This window comes from Arthrospira sp. PCC 8006 (assembly GCF_046480465.1).
Classification (GTDB): Bacteria; Cyanobacteriota; Cyanobacteriia; order Cyanobacteriales; family Microcoleaceae; genus Limnospira; species Limnospira platensis.
This window is the reverse complement of record NZ_PKGG01000385.1, coordinates 1-2,599: the sequence shown is the minus strand read 5'-3', so window position 1 is coordinate 2,599 and position 2,599 is coordinate 1. Positions and strand designations below refer to the sequence as shown.

Here is a 2,599-nt window from a genome sequence, read left to right as displayed (position 1 = left end):
GCCTAACTGTAATTGTTAGGATATGCCCACTAGTCACGGTGTGGATATAGAGACCGCGACAACTAAGAGTGTTATGACGAAAACGAGTTAATGACTACGTGTGTATATAGCTCCGAAAGTTGAGGTCATAAAGCAGGGGGTTGTAGCCCTGTTCCCACTGACAAAGGGGTATCCATATCAGGAGCCGTATGAGGTGAAAGTCTCAAGTACGGTTTGGAATTGGAGTTGGGGAAGGTGACTTCCCTTTCGACCATAACTTTAGCCGCTTGATGCTTCAATGTTTGCTGAAAACGGTAATGAGACCATGTAACCATTTTCCGTGCTGTCTTAGTTGACAGCCGTCGCTTGCCTCGTTTGACCATATTTTTGACCTCAAATTTAGGCAAAAATATGACTTTGTACTTGCTGCATAGATAGTTAGCTGCTTTCTTGTGCAGCTCTGAAACCAGGTCACGAATTTTCACCCGAATCTTTTGTGCAGCTTTTCGCAGACAGTGCCGTAGGCGCTTAAATTGGCGTCCCTTGGATAGACCAATTCGAGACATTAACCTATCGAGGTGGGTAGCCAGTCGATAAATACGTCCCATGTCCGACTTGCCAATTTCCCAAATTTCTTGCCCGTCAAACCCAGTTAGAAATGTCCTTACCCCTGGATCAAGGGCGATGGCTAGGTCGCTGTTTAGTGGTTCTAGCTTAGGCGCATCTATGGCATAACAGATAAACCAGCGCCCTCTATCTAGCACCAAGGTGGGCTCGTGGTGCATCTTGTCGATAATTGGCTCACTTGCCTTGAACCTTAATCCCTTGGTCTGTGTCGGATAAAATGTCCCCTTTTTCCAATTATCTTTTGGAAATCGGATAGACTTAACCGGGTCGCGCACAGACCGAAACTTAGCATCTCCCCCTGATTTTATTGCTGCTTTGTGCGCCTCATCAGCTTGGAATACCGCCAATTGGCGTGGGTTATATGGGGTTTGGCTTACCCAAAATGGAGCCGTATCCATGACCGTTTTCCGTAGGTCATATTTACCAATCCTATTAGGGGTCGAGATAGACCTCACGGTCTACCCCTCCCATTCAAAACCGTACTTGAGATTTTCACCTCATACGGCTCCTAGTTTGACCGTCTTCTTGTTAAGAGTACAGCATCATCTCTTCATCAAGAGCTGTTTTATCATCGTGACAATGGCGATGTAATAATTGAAGGTTCTTGTATTCATCCTTTCCGCCTTGGCTTCTAGGTACAATGTGGTCTATTTCAATTATATCTGATGGGGTAAAGAATTGCCCGCACCAGGTACATTTGCCTTTTTGCTTTTTAAGTAGTTTTGCTACCCTATTTGGCGTATCGATTGCTTGTCCTTTCCTGGTTGCCCAGTAGGTCCAATTTCCGTCRTAWRGTGTTGCGTCAGGGCGTATTAAGGTATGTCTGACAATTGGAGTCCAGTTGTGTTTGAATAGATGTAACCCATCTTTGGTTTGGAACATCCAATTTTCGTGTCTTTCTTTCCCATTGCTAAGTTTAATTGTTCCATGTCTGAAATAATTTCTTAGCTTTTCGTGACTTGCCTTTCCGCATCTTGATTCTGTCCATGCCCGTAACATTTGCCAGATTGTATTATCTAGTTTAGTGAAGGTCTCTGTTGAGGCTACCGCTGAATAATAGTTTGACCACCCCCGAATAATTGGGTTTAGTCTACTTATCAGGGCTGATTGAGGTGCTGTTTTGTGTTGTTCTATTACACCTTTAATCACTTCTGTGTGGGTTTTGACTGCTTTTTGGCTGGGTTTTATGTGGGTTTTATGTCCGATTAATCGGCTTGCTCCCCCACCTGTTTTCCCAGACTTGTATTTTCCAACTGGGTATTGCCTGATATTGAATCCTAGAAAGTCGAACCCTGGATTTTCTGTCTTACCGCCATACTCAATAGTTTTGAGTGTATGACAGATTCGAGTCTTTTCAGGTTTTATTTCTAGTCCTACAGGTTTTAGCCATTAAGAAATAGCAGTTTTGCACTGTTCAATGATTCCTAGGTCTTTGGAAATGACCACAAAATCATCGGCATATCTTATAAGGTTCACCTGAGTGGCTCTGCCTTTATTTGGATACATTCCTTTAACTAACCTTTCTATTCCCAACAGTGCGATGTTGGCGAGTATTGGACTTATTATTCCTCCCTGGGGTGTCCCTGTTTCTGTATCCTCGAATACACCGTTGTCTAGCACTCCCGTTCTGAGCCATTGTTTCAGGTCTCTTTTTAGGCGGCTTGGACAATGAATTTTGGACAGTAGGTATTCATGGTTCACGGTAAGAGCATTTTGCTATATCAGCATCAAGAACATAATATTGTCCTTGATTTATGGCAGTGTAAATTCTGCTAATTGCGTCATGGGCTGACCGTCCTGGACGGAACCCGTAGCTTGTGCCTTCAAATCTCGATTCCCATTCAGGTTCGAGAGCCGATTTAACCAAGGCTTGCCTTGCTCTATCTTGAATTGTGGGTATTCCTATTCCCGCTTTTTTCATCCCTACCAGGTTTTGGAATCCAAACCCGTCGCAGTGGTTTTGCTTTGAGGTTTCCCTTMATGTTCTTGACCA

At 43.9% G+C, this 2,599-nt stretch carries 2 protein-coding genes and 2 pseudogenes; all 4 read right to left on the bottom strand.

All coding sequences use genetic code 11. From position 1 onward, the window contains the following. Positions 1–125: 125 nt before the first annotated feature. The gene (locus B9T16_RS27715) at positions 126–1,004 is read right to left on the bottom strand and encodes an RNA-guided endonuclease TnpB family protein (protein WP_410246290.1); all 879 of its coding nucleotides are present in this window, start codon (positions 1,002–1,004) and stop codon (positions 126–128) included. A gap of 130 nt (positions 1,005–1,134) precedes the next feature. Beyond that, positions 1,135–2,307 (bottom strand): annotated as a pseudogene (locus B9T16_RS27710) (group II intron reverse transcriptase). Next, positions 2,297–2,527: a reverse transcriptase domain-containing protein gene (locus B9T16_RS27705; protein ID WP_014274255.1), complete on the bottom strand. Its 231-nt coding sequence runs from the start codon at positions 2,525–2,527 to the stop codon at positions 2,297–2,299. The pseudogene B9T16_RS27710 and the gene B9T16_RS27705 overlap by 11 nt, the downstream one beginning before the upstream one ends. Further along, a pseudogene (locus tag B9T16_RS27700) lies at positions 2,487–2,599 on the bottom strand (HNH endonuclease); the annotation flags it as partial. The gene B9T16_RS27705 and the pseudogene B9T16_RS27700, both read right to left, overlap by 41 nt.

What these genes read in the sequence shown, in the direction of transcription:
- B9T16_RS27705 (WP_014274255.1), bottom strand. Translation starts at nt 2,527, where the DNA reads ATGAAAAAAGCGGGAATAGGAATACCCACAATTCAAGATAGAGCAAGG.
- B9T16_RS27715 (WP_410246290.1), bottom strand. Translation starts at nt 1,004, where the DNA reads ATGGATACGGCTCCATTTTGGGTAAGCCAAACCCCATATAACCCACGC.